Annotated in this window: 14 protein-coding genes; 1 reads left to right on the plus strand and 13 read right to left on the minus strand. The window is 56.9% G+C overall.

The annotated features are described in order from the left end of the window. Positions 1-28: 28 nt before the first annotated feature. The 4 genes from QE408_RS16245 to QE408_RS16260 all read right to left on the minus strand — a co-directional run bounded on the left by QE408_RS16245 (position 29) and on the right by QE408_RS16260 (position 4,294). Entirely contained in the window at positions 29-1,657 is a 1,629-nt protein-coding gene (locus QE408_RS16245) for a CTP synthase (RefSeq protein ID WP_306932954.1), read from the minus strand. 242 nt (positions 1,658-1,899) lie between these two features. Further along, positions 1,900-2,385: a preprotein translocase subunit SecG gene (secG, locus tag QE408_RS16250; protein WP_306932956.1), complete on the minus strand. Its 486-nt coding sequence runs from the start codon at positions 2,383-2,385 to the stop codon at positions 1,900-1,902. A 118-nt stretch (positions 2,386-2,503) separates the two neighbouring features. Continuing rightward, positions 2,504-3,274, minus strand: coding sequence for a triose-phosphate isomerase (gene tpiA / locus QE408_RS16255; RefSeq protein ID WP_306932958.1), 771 nt, complete (start codon positions 3,272-3,274; stop codon positions 2,504-2,506). Positions 3,275-3,412: 138 nt separating this feature from the next. Further along, the gene (locus tag QE408_RS16260; protein WP_306932959.1) at positions 3,413-4,294 is read right to left on the minus strand and encodes an alpha/beta hydrolase; all 882 of its coding nucleotides are present in this window, start codon (positions 4,292-4,294) and stop codon (positions 3,413-3,415) included. 181 nt (positions 4,295-4,475) lie between these two features. On the opposite strand from QE408_RS16260, the gene parE reads away from it, so the two are divergent. Then, complete coding sequence (parE, locus tag QE408_RS16265; protein WP_306932960.1) at positions 4,476-6,551, plus strand: DNA topoisomerase IV subunit B; 2,076 nt, start codon at positions 4,476-4,478, stop codon at positions 6,549-6,551. A 1,068-nt stretch (positions 6,552-7,619) separates the two neighbouring features. Here parE and lipA read toward each other — a convergent pair. From lipA to QE408_RS16310, 9 genes are all read right to left on the minus strand, one after another. Further along, the gene (gene lipA, locus QE408_RS16270; protein WP_062427372.1) at positions 7,620-8,594 is read right to left on the minus strand and encodes a lipoyl synthase; all 975 of its coding nucleotides are present in this window, start codon (positions 8,592-8,594) and stop codon (positions 7,620-7,622) included. 32 nt (positions 8,595-8,626) lie between these two features. Next, the gene (locus QE408_RS16275) at positions 8,627-8,875 is read right to left on the minus strand and encodes a GlsB/YeaQ/YmgE family stress response membrane protein (RefSeq protein ID WP_042619429.1); all 249 of its coding nucleotides are present in this window, start codon (positions 8,873-8,875) and stop codon (positions 8,627-8,629) included. A 42-nt stretch (positions 8,876-8,917) separates the two neighbouring features. Beyond that, positions 8,918-9,172, minus strand: coding sequence for a GlsB/YeaQ/YmgE family stress response membrane protein (locus QE408_RS16280; protein WP_306932970.1), 255 nt, complete (start codon positions 9,170-9,172; stop codon positions 8,918-8,920). A 55-nt stretch (positions 9,173-9,227) separates the two neighbouring features. Further along, positions 9,228-10,673 (minus strand): dihydrolipoyl dehydrogenase, encoded by a 1,446-nt coding sequence (gene lpdA, locus QE408_RS16285; protein WP_306932972.1) that lies wholly within the window; start codon positions 10,671-10,673, stop codon positions 9,228-9,230. Positions 10,674-10,736: 63 nt separating this feature from the next. After that, positions 10,737-11,384, minus strand: coding sequence for an SGNH/GDSL hydrolase family protein (locus QE408_RS16290; protein ID WP_306932975.1), 648 nt, complete (start codon positions 11,382-11,384; stop codon positions 10,737-10,739). A gap of 60 nt (positions 11,385-11,444) precedes the next feature. Then, complete coding sequence (locus QE408_RS16295) at positions 11,445-12,839, minus strand: pyruvate dehydrogenase complex dihydrolipoamide acetyltransferase (protein ID WP_306932976.1); 1,395 nt, start codon at positions 12,837-12,839, stop codon at positions 11,445-11,447. 15 nt (positions 12,840-12,854) lie between these two features. Further along, positions 12,855-14,282, minus strand: a complete 1,428-nt coding sequence (locus QE408_RS16300; protein WP_306932977.1) for a pyruvate dehydrogenase complex E1 component subunit beta — start codon at positions 14,280-14,282, stop codon at positions 12,855-12,857. A gap of 17 nt (positions 14,283-14,299) precedes the next feature. After that, positions 14,300-15,346, minus strand: a complete 1,047-nt coding sequence (gene pdhA, locus QE408_RS16305; protein ID WP_062427379.1) for a pyruvate dehydrogenase (acetyl-transferring) E1 component subunit alpha — start codon at positions 15,344-15,346, stop codon at positions 14,300-14,302. Between the two features lie 151 nt (positions 15,347-15,497). Then, positions 15,498-15,815, minus strand: a complete 318-nt coding sequence (locus tag QE408_RS16310; RefSeq protein ID WP_062427380.1) for an FtsB family cell division protein — start codon at positions 15,813-15,815, stop codon at positions 15,498-15,500. Positions 15,816-16,106 lie beyond the last annotated feature (291 nt).

Genomic DNA, 16,106 nt, shown 5'->3' on the forward strand with positions numbered 1-16,106 from the left:
CAATCTCTATTTCCTTACATCCGGCCTATCAAACCAGACGGCTCCGAACCAATGCCGCTTCGATGAAGCTTGCAAAGAGCGGATGCGGATCGAGCGGGCGGCTCTTGAGTTCGGGGTGATACTGCACGCCGATGAACCACGGGTGATCTGGATACTCCACCGTTTCCGGCAGAAGCCCATCCGGCGACATACCGGAGAACACCAGACCGCAATTTTCCAGACGATCCTTGTACTCCACGTTCACCTCGTAACGGTGGCGGTGGCGCTCGGAAATGTCGGTCGAGCCATAGATGTCAGCGATCTTGGTATCCTTCTTGAGCGCTGCCTTGTAGGCGCCAAGACGCATCGTGCCGCCGAGATCGCCCTTTGCGTTGCGCTTCTCGAGTTCATTGCCCTTGACCCATTCGGTCATGAGACCGACGACAGGTTCCTGTGTCGGACCGAACTCGGTCGACGATGCCTTCTCGATACCCGCCAGATGGCGCGCGGCTTCGACGACAGCCATCTGCATGCCGAAGCAGATACCGAAATAGGGAACCTGACGTTCACGGGCAAACTGAGCCGCACGGATCTTGCCTTCAGAACCGCGCTCACCGAAGCCACCTGGAACGAGGATAGCGTTGACCTTTTCGAGATAGGGTGCGGGATCTTCCTTTTCGAAGATTTCCGACTCGATCCATTCGAGCTTCACCTTCACGCGATTGGCAATGCCACCGTGATGCAGTGCTTCGATCAGCGACTTATAGGCATCCTTAAGGCCGGTATATTTACCGACGATGGCAATCGTGACTTCGCCTTCCGGTGTGTGGATCCGATTGCAGACCTCTTCCCACTGCTCCAGACGCGGCTTTGGTGCAGGCTCGATACCAAAGGCGGCCAGAACTTCATTGTCGAGGCCTTCCTTATGATAGGCCGTCGGCACATCATAGATATTCGCAACATCCAGCGCCTGGATGACGGCGGACTGACGCACGTTGCAGAACAGTGAAAGCTTGCGACGTTCCGCCTCCGGAATTTCGCGATCGGCACGAACCAAGAGAATGTCTGGGTGAATACCGAGCGCCTGCAACTCCTTCACTGAGTGCTGGGTGGGCTTCGTCTTCAACTCGCCAGCCGCGGGAATGTAGGGCATCAATGTCAGGTGAAGATAAATCGCCGTGCCGCGTGGCAGATCGTTGCCAAGCTGTCGGATGGCTTCCATGAAGGGCATTGCCTCGATGTCGCCAACCGTGCCGCCGATTTCGCAGATGACGAAGTCGTAATCGTCATTGCCTTCGGTGACGAAATCCTTGATCTCGTTGGTCACATGCGGAATGACCTGAACCGTCGCACCGAGATAATCGCCGCGGCGTTCCTTATCGATGATGTTCTTGTAAATACGACCCGTGGTGATGTTGTCGGTCTTGGTTGCGGAGCGCCCGGTAAAGCGTTCGTAGTGGCCAAGATCGAGATCCGTCTCCGCGCCATCATCGGTCACGAAAACCTCACCGTGCTGGGTGGGGCTCATGGTGCCGGGATCGACATTGAGGTAGGGGTCGAGTTTGCGAAGCCGCACCCGATATCCACGGGATTGCAACAACGCTCCGAGTGCCGCGGCCGCAATGCCCTTCCCAAGGGAGGATACCACGCCGCCTGTGATGAATACATATCGCGCCATGGGAGTCACCGCTTACCTTTTAATAGATGATTCCGCCAGCCCCAATTTCATTGATCGCGAAATCATCTGTTGATGACGCGTTGGGACGTGGCTGGAACGTAAACAAAGAAAACCGGCAGGCATTCTTACGCGGCGGCCTAAGGCACGAAAACGCGCTGAAAAACTCTAAGGCAGCGCATGGTCCTTGTCTTTCAACAAAGGCTCATGCGCTTGCCTGCCGAAGTGTCAGTCTGTCAACCGGTTTAGCCGCCGGTCGGAACGCCGTCGCTCGTGGGAGCCTGCTGCTGCGCCGGTGCCGGAGCAGCTGCGCCACCTGCAGCGGGAGCGGCTGGGGTCGTCGTAGCAGGTGCCTGGTTGGACGCACCATTCGTTGTGGACGGAACGCCATTATTCGCTGGAGCCTGCGAAGGCGTGGAAGGCGTCGTCGAGGACGGGCCAAGCGTATCGAGAATGCCGTTGCCTTGCCCCTGTTGTGCCGGAATGCGGTCCAGGATGTCTGTTGGACGCGATTCGTAGCGGGTCAGCAAACCAAGGCCGAGGGATGTCGCGAAGAACAGAGCCGCGAGGATACCCGTCGTGCGGGTGAGCGCATTAGCAGTACCGCGAGCGGACATAAAGCCCGAACCGCCGCCAATACCAAGGCCGCCGCCTTCGGAACGCTGGATCAGGACCACGCCGACAAGCGCCAGCACGATCATGAGGTGAATAACAATCAGTACGTTCTGCATGACAATCCATTCCATGCCCCATCAGGAGCACAATGAAGAAGTTTGCGGCTCTTTACATGAGGCGACAGCGTATTCCAAGCCCCCGGGAACCGAAAGCCTGGCTGCTTTTCCGAAAAAGTCAGGCCGTCAACTGCTCGTAAGCTGCATAGATGGACAGGAAGTCGGAGGCTTTCAAGCTGGCGCCGCCGATGAGGGCGCCGTCGACATTCTCGATCGCCATGAGTTCCAGGGCGTTAGACGGCTTGACCGAGCCACCATAGAGAATGCGCATGCCCCTGCCCTCGGCGCCGAAGCGCTTGACGAGCTCATCGCGCATAAAGGCGTGCGCTTCGCGGACGTCATCAACCGTTGGCGTCAGCCCTGTGCCGATCGCCCACACAGGCTCATAGGCGATCACCGTATCGGCGGCCCTCGCCTCATCAGGCAAGGAACCATCGAGCTGGCGCTTCAAGACGTCGAGCGTCTGGCCGGCTTTGCGCTGTCCCGCAGTCTCGCCAATGCAGATGATGGCAATGAGGTCGGCCGCATAAGCAGCTATCGCTTTCGCGCGCACGAGGTGGTCTGTTTCAGCATGGTCGGTGCGACGCTCGGAATGGCCAACGATGACATGGGTCCCGAAGCAGTCGGCGATCATCTCTGCGGAGATATCGCCCGTATGCGGGCCGAATGCGTTCTGGTGGCAATCCTGCGCACCGACTTTCAAAGGGCTGTCGTCGCAGAGCGCGGTTGCCACATAGAGAAGCGTCGAAGGCGGGCAGATCAGCGCCTCAACCTTTTCCGCAAGCGGACCCTTCACCCCTTCAGCCATCGCCTTGATCTGATCAAGCGAGGCACGCGTTCCGTTCATCTTCCAGTTTCCAGCGACGAGCGGGCGAATATCAGGGGTCATTGAGCGATCATTCCTGTTTACTGTTGTCAGTGTCTTCTCAAAGAGACAGCGACAGGAATTCGCCCGAAAAAGCAAGGTTTTGGTTCGAAATTTGGTGAATTTCGTACAAAACCTACCGTGAATGACGAGATTTTCGATCTAATGGGCCAAAATCCACTTGAGAACTGCGCGCCAGTCGGTCATGCGGACAGGAGTGCCGTGGGTTCCACTCTGATAGAGCGTGAAGCGCGTAGGCACGCCCGTCTTCAACAATCCGCGAAAGGTCGAGCCCTGCTGATCGGCCGAGTAGACACTGTCCTGGCTGCCATGGGTGAACCAGACAGGCTTCTTTGCTTTGATGAACGCACTCTTTGGAAAATCAGGATCGACCGCGCCACCGAGAAGGGCCATACCCTTGAGATTGGCGACCGCAGCAGCATCGCGGCTAACGCCGTAGCAGATGAAGCTGCCCATCGAAGCACAGGCGAGAATGACGGGCTTGCCGCCTGATTTCGCCTTCGCGTCCGAGATCAGCGCGGCTATATCCGCAACGCCGTTTTGATCGAAACTTTTCACGCTCGGCGCGTAATACGTTCCGCCGTTTTCGACAGCGAGATTTTTCAGCCGATTGAAGTTGCCACCGAAGGTATAGTCGTTCATTCCAAGCCGCCGGTCGCCGCCCCGCCCATGGATGAAGATCACGGTGAAAGCCTGCCCGCTGGGCTGACCGACGCGTCCCACATCGATGGACCGTCCTGCGACGGAAACGGTCTCCATCTCCTGCACACGCTTCGGCGCCAGATCGACATATTGCCGCTTCACCCGCCGTTCCGGGGTATCGTCACGCCCGTTGATGTCACGCATTTCCTGGTAGTCGATCACCTGAGAGGCACCGCCATCCCCTGTGGACAACACTGTCTGATTTGAGAACAGATCATCCTTGAAGGGCTTCAGCGGCCCGCCACCGGTCTGAGCTTGAGCGGGCATCACTGCAACAGAGAGGCAGAAAAGAGTACAAAAGGTGAAAAGAGCTGTGGACATGCCTTGAGGAACCGTTTCATTTGCGCCACAAGTCTTGCCATCCGGGCTGCTGCAACGCAATCCTTCGCGTTGAACGTCAGCCCTTTGTACCCTGCTGGAGTAGCCTGACACCTGTACCGGTGTCTGAACCCTGTCTGCTCGCATGGACAAAATCCGGGCAAAATCTGATTGAACTGGACCTATGGACGATAGCAACGATCTTTTTTCCGGCCTTCCCGCAGCTAGCCGCGCTGAAGCAGAACCGCGGGAAGCCGCACCTGCTGTGACCCCAGTTGCCAAGGCAGTCGCGCAGCCGAAAACGGCTCCCGCACCTGTCGCTTCGTCGGGCGATGACTACGGCGCATCGTCTATTCGCGTTCTGGAAGGTCTGGAGCCGGTGCGCACGCGTCCCGGCATGTATATTGGCGGGACCGACGAGAAGGCCCTGCACCATCTCTTCGCCGAAGTCATCGACAACTCGATGGACGAAGCGGTCGCAGGTCATGCCAACTTCATCGAAGTGCATCTCGACGCCGAAGGTTTTTTGACCGTCAGCGATAACGGTCGCGGTATCCCTGTCGAAAACCATCCCCAGGTACCGGGCAAGTCCACGCTCGAAGTTATCATGACCAAGCTGCATGCCGGCGGCAAGTTCGATGGCAAGGCCTATGAGACGTCCGGCGGTCTGCACGGTGTGGGCGTCTCCGTCGTCAATGCGCTTTCCGATGTGCTGGAAGTGGAAGTTGCGCGTAACCGCAAGCTCTACCGCCAACGTTTTTCGCGCGGCATTCCGCAAGGACCACTGGAAGAACTGGGCGATGTTCACAATCGCCGCGGAACCCGCGTGCGCTTCCATCCCGATGCGCAGATCTTTGGCGACCATGCCAAGTTCGAGGCCGCACGCATTTTCCGCATGGCGCGTTCCAAGGCTTATCTCTTTGGCGGCGTCGAAATTCGCTGGAGCTGCGACCCTGGTCTGGTGCCCGAAGGCGGTGAAATCCCGGAAAAGGCGGTCTTCCACTTCCCTGGCGGCTTGAAAGACTATCTCTCGGCCACGCTTGGCAAGGATTTTACCGTCACCCGCGAAATCTTCTCAGGGAGAACGGAAAAGACAGGCGGTCACGGCGCGCTGGAATGGGCCGTCACTTGGTATGGTGGCGACAGCCAGATCCATTCCTATTGCAACACCATTCCCACCCCTGAAGGCGGCACCCATGAGGCCGGTCTTCGCATCGCGCTGACCAAGGGGCTGAAGAGCTATGCCGAGCTGACGCAGAACAAGCGTGCCCGCGAAATCACCACAGATGACGTGATGATTTCGGCTGTCGGCATGCTGTCCGTGTTCATTCGTGAGCCGGAATTCGTTGGGCAGACCAAAGACAAGCTCGCAACCGTCGAAGCGCAACGCATCGTCGAAAACGCGCTGCGCGATCCGTTCGATCATTATCTCGCCGGCAACCCGGCCGAAGCCGCGAAGCTCTTGGAATGGGTGATCGAGCGTTGCGAGGAGCGTCTGCGCCGCCGCAAGGAAAAGGAAGTCAATCGCAAGACCGCCGTGCGAAAGCTGCGCCTGCCGGGCAAGCTGGCCGACTGCTCGCAGAACACCGCCGAAGGCGCCGAACTCTTCATCGTCGAGGGTGACTCGGCTGGTGGCTCTGCAAAGCAGGCACGCAACCGCGCCAACCAGGCTATCCTTCCGCTACGTGGCAAAATCCTGAACGTCGGAAGCGCAAGCCGCGAAAAGCTATCCGCCAACCAGCAGATCGCCGACTTGATTCAGGCGCTCGGCTGCGGCACGCGTACCAAGTACCGCGATGAGGATTTGCGCTACGAGCGTATCATCATCATGACCGATGCGGACGTCGACGGCGCCCATATCGCGTCGCTTCTGATCACCTTCTTCTATCAGGAAATGCCGGAACTCATTCGCGGCAGCCATCTTTATCTCGCCGTTCCGCCGCTCTACAAGATCACGCAGGGCTCAAAGTCCGCCTATGCACGTGACGACGTCCACCGAGCGGAGCTGATGGAAACCGAGTTCAAGGGCCGCGGCAAAATCGAAATCAGCCGCTTCAAAGGCCTTGGCGAAATGCTGCCAGCGCAACTGAAGGAAACCACGATGGATCCGTCCAAGCGAACATTGCTGCGGGTGGAAATCGACGACGTGGATTTCGAAGGAACGCGTGAGGCCGTCGACAATCTGATGGGCACCAAGGCGGACGCCCGCTTCCGCTTCATTCAGGACAGAGCCGCCTTTGCGGAAAACCTTGATATTTGATCGGTAAGAGAGGTTTAAGAACGCGCGCATGCGATCGAAATCAGACATTGCCTTTGGCATAAAATTGAAATTCGTTGAGTTGACGTAAGAAAACTAAACCCTGCCGTACATAGGCCTTTAAAAGGTGGCCCTCCGGTTCAGCAGAAGACGGAGCAGGAAGTTGATGTTCCTGCTTGAAGAGCAACTCGCGAGATCAAGTTGAAACTTGGCTTAATCCGACGGAATTCATATTCTACTCTAATGCCACTGGGCGTGAGTTAGCTAAGTTCCTTATTCTATATAACGAAGCCTGAAGGTATTTTCCCGTTGCATTAAACGATTATCAGGCCAAATCTGCGAGTGTTTTAATATTGTCTCACATTACCTTCGCCAACAGGTCAATATTTGAGCTCTGAAATAATGCGCTGAAGGTCATGGAAATTCTTTCCGCGCGATTTTTTTGAGAATTCGCCTACGCGGGTTTACGACCATTACTCCAACGAACGCCATGAGAGTGGGGAGGAAAACTTCAAACCTTAAGAAGGCTGCAAATAAAAGCACAAATAGCGCTACAAAACATGCAGAGGCCATATTTGAAAATGGATTGGTGAACAAAACCACTAAGGAAACAACTATCGCCTCCTTAATATTATTGGGGTATCGACCCAAAACAAAAATATAATAATCATTCAAATTTTTCGGGTATTTGAAATTCTTATCTTTCTTCAACTCACTACACCATTGCCCAGGAAAGAAGGTGCAAACATAACAAGAGCAAAATTAAGTTTCCACTATCTCTAATTGGCGGATCTCTCCTCCCCTTCAACGAGGCTCCAGTTCATCACAGACGGAGTCATTAAGAGGCGCCAGACAGACTTTTAAACCTTCCCAACGTTACCGGAAACCGTTTGGCTTAACGGATGATCTCAGTCGGAAGCAAAATGAAATTCAACGGCACATCTTGTCCCATCAAAGCACGAAGCTCGTGAAACGAGCATTACAAAACGACTGCGTACTTTGGTACCACATGCGACAAAATAAGACTGTAGCGGGTATGAGTGAATCTAAAGATCGCCCCCCGGTTTCCAACTACTCAGCAGCAGCCAGAAGCTTTTTCTCGCGATTGGCCCGCAGGCGTTCGAAGTCATCGCCGGCATGGTGCGACGAGCGGGTCAGCGGGCTGGATGACACCATCAGGAAGCCCTTGGTGTAGGCGACCGTTTCATAGGACTTGAACTCTTCCGGCGTCACGAAGCGTTCCACCTTGTGGTGTTTGCGCGTCGGCTGCAGATACTGGCCGATGGTCAGGAAGTCGACATCGGCGCTGCGAAGATCGTCCATCAACTGCAGCACTTCGTTACGCTCTTCGCCGAGACCAACCATGATACCGGATTTGGTGAACATGGTGGGATCCAGCTCCTTCACGCGCTGCAGCAGGCGGACGGAGTGGAAATACCGGGCGCCGGGGCGAACGGTCAGATAGTTGCCGGGTACCGTTTCCATGTTGTGGTTGAAGACGTCGGGCTTGGCGGCAACCACACGCTCCAACGCACCGGGCTTCTTGAGGAAGTCTGGCGTCAGGATTTCAATGGTCGTGTTGGGGGACGCCGCACGGATTGCCCAGATCACCTTTTCGAAATGCTCGGCCCCACCGTCAGCGAGATCGTCGCGGTCGACCGATGTAATGACGACATGGCTGAGGCCCATCTGCTTGACGGCCTTGGCAACATTTTCCGGTTCATTCAGATCAAGCGGGTTGGGCTTACCGGTCGAGACATTGCAGAAGGCGCAGGCGCGCGTGCAGATCTCGCCCATGATCATGAAGGTCGCGTGCTTCTTTTCCCAGCATTCGCCGATATTTGGACAGCCGGCCTCTTCGCACACCGTCACCAGCTTGTGGCTGCGTACCAGTTCGCGCGTCTCGTGGTAGCCCTTGGACGTGGGCGCCTTGACGCGGATCCATTCCGGCTTGCGCGCCACTTCCGTGTCGGGCTTGTGTGCCTTCTCCGGATGGCGGATGCGCTTCTCTTCCGGCTGGGACATCCTGTCGAGAATAGTGACCATAAGAAACCTGCTTCTACCGCTTCTAAGCGGCTCTAACGCCTGACAAGCTTGGCGAGGAATAACAGAAGGCTTGCGCCCAGGAAAGACGTGACGAAGTAGCCGAGGCGGCTGTCTTGAACAAAGACATCGAATGTGCGCAACACCGCCACTGCCACCACAGAGCCGACAATGCCGAGAACGATATTCATGAAGATGCCAAAGCGCATATCCATGAGCTTGCCCGCGAGCCAGCCCGCAAGGCCGCCGATGATGATGGCCGCAATCCAGCCTACACTTTCCATCCGTGATCCCTTTCTTTAACCCGCCACGTCACCTGAGCTTGGCTAAGCGATCAGCCTTGCAATCAACGTCACGATAATCGCGCCCACCGTCGCATGAATGATCTGCACCACCAGCGCATTCTCAATACCAAGCGAGATGCCGAGAGCATTGAACAAATAGCCACCGACAAAAGCGCCAATGACGCCGCTCAGAAGGCATCCAATCAACCCGCCACCGCCAACGATAAGGCTGGCGAGAAAACCGGCCACAAGGCCGATTAGCAGAAAAACAATCCAGGCTTCCGTAACAATCGACATGATCGCTCTCCCTTGATGTCGCTCCCTCAGAGAGTGGGAGCGACGAGGGAATTTATCAAGCGTTCAACACACGGCCGTAAGCGTCCAGCACGCTTTCTTTCATCGATTCCGACAGAGTGGGATGCGGGAAGATGGTGTGCATCAACTCTTCTTCCGTCGTCTCCAGATTCATCGCCACGACAAAGCCCTGAATGAGTTCGGTTACTTCCGCACCCACCATATGCGCGCCAATCAATTCGCCCGTCTTCTTGTCGAAGATGGTCTTGACCATGCCCTGATCTTCACCAAGCGCCACAGCCTTGCCATTGGCAGCAAAGGAGAAGCGACCCACGCGGATCTCGCGACCCTGCTCTTTCGCCTTGGCTTCCGTCAGACCGACGGATGCGACCTGCGGATTGCAATAGGTGCAGCCTGGGATCTTGCTCTTGTCCATCGGATGAACATTCGGCAAACCAGCAATTTTCTCGACGCAAATCACGGCTTCGTGCTCGGCCTTGTGTGCGAGAAGCGGACCTCCAGCAACATCGCCGATGGCGTAAATGCCCGGAACATTGGTCTTGCCATAGCCATCAATGACGATGAATCCGCGCTCGGTCTTCACGCCAGCCGCCTCAAGGCCGATATTCTCGATGTTGGCTTGGACACCAACGGCAGAAATCATCCGATCCGCCGTGATCTTCTCCGACAAGCCGTTCTTCATCTCGACAGTGGCCGTAATCGAGTTTGCACCCTTTTCAACCTTCGCCACCTTTGCCTCGAGGTGAATCTTGATGCCCTGCTTCTCAAGCTGCTTTTTCGCGAAAGCGGAAATCTCCGCATCCTCGACCGGCATCACCTGGCTCATGATTTCGACAACGGTGACATCGACGCCCATGGTACGATAGAAGCTTGCAAATTCGATGCCGATAGCGCCCGAACCCATGACCAGCAGCGACTTCGGCAATTCTTCCGGCTTCATCGCCTCGAAGTACGTCCAGATCAGCTTGCCGTCCGGCTCGATGCCGGGCAGCGCGCGCGGACGAGCACCAGTGGCCACAATGATATGCTTTGCGGTGTAAGTTCCCTCGCCCAGCGTGTTCTTTGGCACGGGCCCCTGCGGCTGAACGACAGGCTTGGTCGACTTGCCGACGACGATCTCACCCGGCTTGGTGATCTTGGCTTCGCCCCAGATGATATCGACCTTGTTCTTTTTGAACAGGAAGCCGACACCATTATTCATGCGGGCAGCAATGCCGCGAGAGCGGGCGACGATCGCCTTGACGTCAGGCTTGATCGAGCCTTCCAGCGTCAGGCCGTAATCCTTCGCATGGGTGGCCGTGTGCATCACGTCGGCCGTGCGCAGCAATGCCTTGGTCGGAATGCAGCCCCAATTTGAGCAGATGCCCGCGAGATGTTCACGCTCGACAACGGCAACCTTCATGCCCAGCTGAGCTGCGCGAATGGCGGCAATATAACCACCTGGACCGGAGCCAATGACGATAACGTCGTAGGATTGAGCCATTCTATGTCCTGCCTTTATCTCTTTGACGGCGACTTCTGCGCCGCTGCGTCAATCGAATTCACATCAAATTCCAAGCAGCATGCGCACCACAGGCTCCAGCCCACGTCCCAGCGCACGCGTGTTTTCGGCGTCCAAATGAACGCCATCGAGCGGTGTCGTCACCGCAACGGAAGCCGCATCGAAGAAGGCGCACCCCTTGTCATCCGCCAGATCGCGATAGAGCGAACCCATCATCGTCGACTGCTCGATGGCACCCGCATACATGGCGGCGAACATCTCGTTTGCCGTTTCGCAAATATGCGGCGGCGAAACGATCAGAATTTCCGGCTCGTCGTGATCGTCAAAGGACCAGGCATGATGCCGGATAAGACTGACCAGCCGCTCCACGCCCTTGACTGCCCCCACCGCAGAACCTGCACCGATACCACGCTTCAGATCGTTGGTGCCGAGCATGACGATGACGAGATCGAGTGGCCCATGGCTGTGAAGGATCGTCGGAAGCAGCGTCGCGCCATTGCGGTCGCAATCTGCCAGATGATCGTCATAAGCGGTGGTACGCCCGTTCAAGCCTTCGGCGATGACATTGACGTCGCCACCCAGCGCCTTTTGCAGGACGCTCGGCCAGCGATCTTCAAAGGCATGACGTCCGAGATTTTCGGCGTCATATCCCCATGTCAGGCTGTCGCCATAGCAAAGAACGGTCTTCGTCACATCCGCCTCCAGAAGGAGAAGAGCCGAAGGCTGCAATCAGCATCCGGCTCGACCATTTTATCAGACCAGCATCGACATCGGGCTTTCGATGTAGCGCTTGAAGGCGGAAGCGAGTTCCGCGCCGAGCGCACCATCGATCACGCGGTGGTCGAAGGCGAAGGTCGCCGTCATTACCGTACCGACTTCGATCTTGCCGCCGCGAACGACCGGCTTCTCGACGCCAGCGCCGATAGAGACGATCGAAGCCTGCGGCAGGTTGACGATCGACGTGAAGGACGAGACACCGAACATGCCGAGGTTGGACACGGATGTCGTGCCACCCTGGTATTCTTCCGGCTTCAGCTTCTTGTCGCGAGCGCGCTTGGCCAGATCCTTGACCTCGTTGGAGATAGCCGACAGCGACTTCTCCTCGGCCTTGCGGACGATTGGCGTGATCAGGCCATCCGGGATCGACACAGCCACACCGACATCGGCGTGCTTGTGAAGAACACGAGCGGTCGATGTCCAGGAAGCATTCGCCATCGGAACATCACGCAGTGCAAGCGCCATAGCCTTGATGATGAAGTCGTTGACGGAGAGCTTGAAGGCCGGAACCTCGCCCTTCTCTGTCTTCTTCACCGGTGCGGAAGCGTTGATCTCGGCACGAAGCTTCAGCATTGCATCGAGTTCGCATTCCATCGACACCGTGTAGGACGGAACCGTCTGGGTCGACTCGGTCAGGCGCGAAGCAATGGTCTTGCGCATACCGTCATGTGGCAGAAGCTCGTAGGAGCCTTCGGCAAACAGCTTGAGAACGCTGTCATCCGACGGACCCTTGGCAGCGACCGGAGCCGGAGCGGCAGACGATGCAGGTGCCGGTGCTGCGGCGGTTGCTGCCTTCGCGCCACCGGACGCGACAGCCTTTTCGACGTCCGACTTGACGATGCGGCCATGCGGGCCGGAGCCGGACACAGCAGACAGATCAAGACCGGCATCCTTCGCCATGCGGCGTGCCAGTGGCGAAGCGAAGAGACGCTCGCCGGACTTGGAAACAGGTGCTGGCGTGGAAGCAGCAGCCGCCTGATCGGCAACCGGCTTGTCAGCCTTGGGAGCCGCTTCAGACTTCGCTTCCTTCGGCGCCTCGGCCTTGACTTCCTGCTTGGGAGCCTCTGCCTTTGCCTCAGACTTGGCAGGAGCGGCATCGCCACCCTTTGCCGCCTCAGCCACGTCTTCGCCTTCGCCTGCGAGGATGGCGATCAAGGCATTCACCTTGACCGCTTCGGTGCCGGCAGGGACCACGATCTTCGCGACCGTGCCCTCGTCCACGGCTTCCACTTCCATGGTCGCCTTGTCGGTTTCGATTTCGGCAATCACGTCGCCGGGAGCAACCTTGTCGCCTTCCTTGACCAGCCACTTGGCCAGATTGCCCTCTTCCATTGTCGGGGAAAGGGCAGGCATAGTGATGTTGATAGGCATCGAAACGCCCTCCCCTTACTTGTAGCAGACGGCTTTGACAGCCTGGATGACTTCGTCAACGTTCGGCAAAGCCAGCTTCTCCAGGTTTGCAGCGTAAGGCATTGGAACGTCCTTACCGGCAATGGTCAGGATCGGTGCATCGAGATAATCGAAGGCAGCGCGCTGAACCTGGTTGGAGATGAAGTCACCGACCGATGACTGCGGGAAGCCTTCTTCGACCGTGACCAGACGACCGGTCTTCTTGACGGATTCGATCACCGTCGGAAGATCCATCGGACGGATGGTACGAAGGTCGATCAGCTCGACATCGATGCCTTCCTTTTCCAACTCGGCGACAGCCTTGACCGCATAGGTCATGCCGATACCGAAGGAAACGATGGTGGCGTCCTTGCCCTTGCGGTGAATGCGCGCCTTGCCGATCGGCAGGACGAAATCATCCAGCTTCGGCACTTCGAAGCTCTGACCGTAAAGGATTTCGTTTTCAAGGAAGATGACCGGGTTCGGATCGCGGATAGCCGCCTTCAAAAGACCCTTTGCGTCGGCTGCCGTGTAAGGCATGACGACCTTGAGGCCTGGGATGTGGCTGTACCAAGCGGCATAGCACTGTGAGTGCTGAGCCGCCACGCGGGCAGCAGCACCCGACGGACCACGGAACACCATCGGTGCACCCATCTGACCACCAGACATATAGAGCGTCTTGGCAGCAGAGTTGACGATCTGGTCGATCGCCTGCATGGCGAAGTTGAACGTCATGAATTCGACGATCGGCTTCAGGCCGGTCATGGCAGCACCGACGCCGATACCGGCAAAGCCGTGCTCGGTGATCGGCGTATCGATGACGCGCTTTGCGCCGAATTCCTGCAGAAGACCCTGGGTGATCTTGTAGGCGCCCTGGTACTCGGCAACTTCTTCGCCCATGACGAAGACGTTTTCGTCCGAGCGCATTTCTTCGGCCATGGCGTCGCGCAGAGCTTCACGTACGGTCTGAGTGGCGAACTCGGTGCTCTCCGGAATATCCGGATCGGCAGCAACTTCGATCTTCGGCGCAGCTGGAGCCTTCGCCGTCTCTTTCAAAGCGGACGGTTCTTCGCTGGCTTCGCGAGCCTTGCCGCCGGCAGCGTCAGAACCCGAGCCTGCGGCTTCGGCCTTTGGCTCTTCCTTCTTCGGTGCGGCGGAAGACGACAGGTCATCTGCGCTTTCGCCTTCCTGAAGGAGAACGGCAATTGCCGTATTCACCTTGACGTTTTCGGTACCGGCATCGATCAGAATCTTGCCGATGACGCCCTCGTCCACGGCTTCGACTTCCATCGTCGCCTTGTCGGTTTCGATTTCCGCGATCACGTCGCCGGAGGTGACCTTGTCACCCTCTTTCTTCAACCACTTGGAAAGCGTGCCTTCCTCCATGGTGGGGGAAAGGGCGGGCATAAGAATTTCTACTGGCATTGTTTTCCCTTTCCCGATCAGAGCAGAATGTCGGTGTAAAGCTCGGATACATCCGGCTCTGGATCGTTCTGGGCAAAGTCGGCGCTGTCGGCCACGATGTCACGGACATCCTTGTCGATCGCCTTCAGCTCGTCTTCGCTTGCCCAGCCCTGCTCCATGAGCCGCGCCTTGACCTGCTCGATCGGGTCATGCTCGGAGCGCATCTTCTGCACTTCGTCCTTGGAACGATACTTGGCCGGGTCGGACATGGAGTGACCGCGATAGCGATAGGTCAGCATTTCCAGAATGATCGGACCCTTGCCGGAGCGGCAATGCTCGAGAGCTTCGTCCGCAGCAGCCTTGACGGCGCGAACGTCCATGCCGTCCACCTGAACACCGGGAATGCCGAAGCCGGAGCCGCGAAGCGAATAGTTCGACTGCGCCGTGGCACGGCTGGTCGAGGTGCCCATGGCGTAACGGTTGTTCTCGACGATGTAGATGATTGGCAGTTTCCAGAGAGCAGCCATGTTGAAGCTCTCATAGACCTGACCCTGGTTGGCCGCACCGTCACCGAAATAGGTCACCGACACGTTGTCGTTGCCGCGATACTTATTGGCAAAAGCAAGACCGGTACCAAGCGAAACCTGCGCACCGACGATGCCGTGGCCGCCGTAAAAATGCTTCTCCTTGGAGAACATGTGCATCGAGCCGCCCTTACCCTTGGAAAGGCCGCCACGACGTCCGGTGAGTTCCGCCATCACACCGCGCGGGCTCATGCCGGCGGCCAGCATATGGCCGTGGTCACGATAGGCGGTGATGACCTGATCGCCTTCCTTCTGCGACATCTGCATACCAACGACAACGGCTTCCTGGCCGATGTAGAGGTGACAGAAACCGCCAATGAAGCCCATGCCATAAAGCTGGCCGGCCTTTTCCTCGAAGCGGCGAATGAGCAGCATCTCGCGATAGGCGTGGAGTTCTTCGTCCTTGCCGAAATCCGGAGCATTCTTGCCGGTGAATTCCTTGGCAGGCGTCTTTGCCGTTGTCTTGCGGCCGGATACAGACGCGTTTTTGCGCGGCGCCATTCATCCCTCCCTAGTTGAATTAGAATGGTTGGATCGGCGCGTAACATATGCAAGAAAGGTCGCCACAGCAATGCCATAAACGCATGGCACATATTCTAAGTAAACGACTGTAATTAAAAATAAATTCCACGATTAACTGAAATTAGGTTAATCACATATATCCATTCATGATCACGATTTCGTCCGGTTTCGACATATTCAACTGGTAACGCGAAATCTCATCGATCATATCCCGCTCAAGCGAGCCATCGCTCATCAATTCCACCTGACGCTCAAGCGCCACGCGGGTCTTCACGATCTTGTCGCGCTCAGCGGTTCTGGCAATGCGCTGACGCTCCAGCCGCTCCATGGCTTCAAGCCCGAAATCACCATGAATGGAATGATAGCCGAAATAGGAAAGAAAGGCGACCGTGATCGCTGGAACAACAAGACGGCCGAACCGTCTTTTCTTATGATGCTTCGTCCACATACTCTGAAAACAGCCTTCAAACGCGCTACTGGAATCACAATAGCCGCATTTGCTTAACCATCCGTTGACCGTGTTTTCGGCGAACGTCTCCTCCTGGGCAGCGTGGCCACGCGCACTCTTCACCTCATCAAACGCGTCGCTAATTGCCCATCCGCTTTTCTTGTGCAATGTTGGGCCGGTAACGACCGCACGTTCCGGGGTTGATCTGGACGGTCATGTCGTTGCCGGTGGGTGCACAAATTATCTAGAATCACTGGCCTCGGACGAAGCGAACTCGTCCTTCTCGTTGCA

This window comes from Agrobacterium larrymoorei (assembly GCF_030819275.1).
GTDB lineage: Bacteria > Pseudomonadota > Alphaproteobacteria > Rhizobiales > Rhizobiaceae > Agrobacterium > Agrobacterium larrymoorei_B.

Coding starts and splice junctions, on each gene's coding strand:
- QE408_RS16295 (WP_306932976.1), bottom strand. CDS start 12,839: ATGCCTATCAACATCACTATGCCTGCCCTTTCCCCGACAATGGAAGAG.
- QE408_RS16300 (WP_306932977.1), bottom strand. CDS start 14,282: ATGCCAGTAGAAATTCTTATGCCCGCCCTTTCCCCCACCATGGAGGAA.
- lipA (WP_062427372.1), bottom strand. CDS start 8,594: ATGGTCACTATTCTCGACAGGATGTCCCAGCCGGAAGAGAAGCGCATC.
- pdhA (WP_062427379.1), bottom strand. CDS start 15,346: ATGGCGCCGCGCAAAAACGCGTCTGTATCCGGCCGCAAGACAACGGCA.
- QE408_RS16245 (WP_306932954.1), bottom strand. CDS start 1,657: ATGGCGCGATATGTATTCATCACAGGCGGCGTGGTATCCTCCCTTGGG.
- parE (WP_306932960.1), top strand. CDS start 4,476: ATGGACGATAGCAACGATCTTTTTTCCGGCCTTCCCGCAGCTAGCCGC.
- secG (WP_306932956.1), bottom strand. CDS start 2,385: ATGCAGAACGTACTGATTGTTATTCACCTCATGATCGTGCTGGCGCTT.
- lpdA (WP_306932972.1), bottom strand. CDS start 10,673: ATGGCTCAATCCTACGACGTTATCGTCATTGGCTCCGGTCCAGGTGGT.
- QE408_RS16310 (WP_062427380.1), bottom strand. CDS start 15,815: ATGTGGACGAAGCATCATAAGAAAAGACGGTTCGGCCGTCTTGTTGTT.
- tpiA (WP_306932958.1), bottom strand. CDS start 3,274: ATGACCCCTGATATTCGCCCGCTCGTCGCTGGAAACTGGAAGATGAAC.
- QE408_RS16260 (WP_306932959.1), bottom strand. CDS start 4,294: ATGTCCACAGCTCTTTTCACCTTTTGTACTCTTTTCTGCCTCTCTGTT.
- QE408_RS16275 (WP_042619429.1), bottom strand. CDS start 8,875: ATGGAAAGTGTAGGCTGGATTGCGGCCATCATCATCGGCGGCCTTGCG.
- QE408_RS16280 (WP_306932970.1), bottom strand. CDS start 9,172: ATGTCGATTGTTACGGAAGCCTGGATTGTTTTTCTGCTAATCGGCCTT.